The organism is Actinosynnema sp. NPDC059797, assembly GCF_042732085.1.
Taxonomy (GTDB): Bacteria; Actinomycetota; Actinomycetes; order Mycobacteriales; family Pseudonocardiaceae; genus Actinosynnema.
In genome coordinates this window covers 1-1,392 of record NZ_JBHWIE010000574.1, presented here as the reverse complement: position 1 = coordinate 1,392, position 1,392 = coordinate 1, and the positions used below count along the sequence as shown (strand labels likewise).

The 1,392-nt window shown below is 78.3% G+C and carries 2 protein-coding genes; both read left to right on the top strand.

Features of this window, described 5'->3' with window-relative positions; genetic code table 11:
- A partial coding sequence (locus tag ACFV4N_RS41820) for a hypothetical protein (RefSeq protein ID WP_499678241.1) occupies positions 1-218 on the top strand: 218 nt, incomplete at its 5' end.
- The coding region (locus ACFV4N_RS41815; RefSeq protein WP_499678240.1) for an ATP-grasp domain-containing protein at positions 215-1,392 on the top strand (1,178 nt) is incomplete at its 3' end. The genes ACFV4N_RS41820 and ACFV4N_RS41815, both read left to right, overlap by 4 nt.

The following is a 1,392-nucleotide window of genomic DNA, read 5'->3' as shown; positions in this document are numbered from 1 at the left end:
CCTGGGACGACGGCAGGACCAGCACGTTCAGCTACACCGTCACCGTCAGCTCCCTCCCCGGGCTCGACGTGGTCACCAAGACCGGGACCATCACGGCGGGCGAGTTCGCCGGTCACGCCGCGCAGGCGACCCAGGCCGCGCCGACCCTCGACCTCCTGCGGTGCCTCGGGGAGGGCGTCCAGCGGCAGACCGCCCTGGGCACCTTCGTGATCGCGTGACCGCCGGGCGGGTCGCGATCACGGGTGTCGCGGCGGAGGCGGCGCCCCTGCTCCGCGACCTCGTCCCCGAGCTGTGGTGGCACGACCGCTCCCCGTTCCTGGGCGCCTCCGCCCGCGCCGCGCTGCCGTGGCTGCGGTACGAGCACCGGGACCACCGGGCGGAGGCCGCCGCACCGCCCGCGCCACCGTTGCCGGCGCGCCCGGTGCCCGCCGGCCGGGCCGGGATCAGCTTCGCCCCCGAGGACGGCACGGGCGCGCGCTCCTGGGCGGCCGCCCGCGGCCTGCGGCTGCTCGCCCCGGCGCGGGCCGCGACGGCGGTCGCCGCCGACAAGATCGACGCGCTGCGGTTGTTCGAGCGCGCGGGCGTGGCCGTGCCGGAATCCCGGGTGGTCCTCGCCCGCCCAGGTGACGCCGAGTCCTGCTGGGCGGCGGGCGGTCGCCGCCCGGTGGTGGTGCAGCGCCGCCTCAACAACCTCACCGGCAAGGGCACCCGGCTGGTGACCGGCCCGGCGGAACTCCGGGCCGCGCTAGGCGACTGGCGGGGTGAGCGGCTGCGGGTGTCCGCCTACGTGCCGGGGACGCCCCTGACCGTGAGCGGGTGCGTCACCGGCGACGTGACCGCGGCGTCCGCGGTGTCCCACCAGCTCGTCGGCCTGCCCGAGCTCACCTCGTGCTGGGGCGCCCACTGCGGCAACCAACTGGTCGCCGACGACGAGCTGCCCGCCGGGGTCGGCGAGCGGTGCCGGCAGGTGTGCGAGCGGGTGGGCGACCAGCTCCGCGAACTGGGCTTCCGCGGCGCGTTCGGCCTCGACCTCGTCGCGACGCCCGACGGCGCCGTGCTCGCCGTCGAGATCAACCCCCGGTTCCAGACCGTGGTGTCGCTCGTGCACGCGCAGGAGGTCGCCGCGGGCCTGCTGCCGACGCTCGGCGCCCACGCCCTCGCCTCGCTGCTCCCGTCCGTGCCGGTGCGGCGGGTCCGCACCGGGTGCCTGGCGCTGAGCCAGCTCGTCGTGCCCGCCACCCGCCACGGCGTGCTCGGCGCGATCCCCCGGTCCGGGGGCCACCGGCTCGACGCGGGCGAGCTGCGGCCGCTCGGGCACGACCGGCTCGCCGACCTGCGCCCCGGCGAGGCGCTGCTGTGGCGGCACGCCCGGCCCGGCGACCGGGTGCGCCC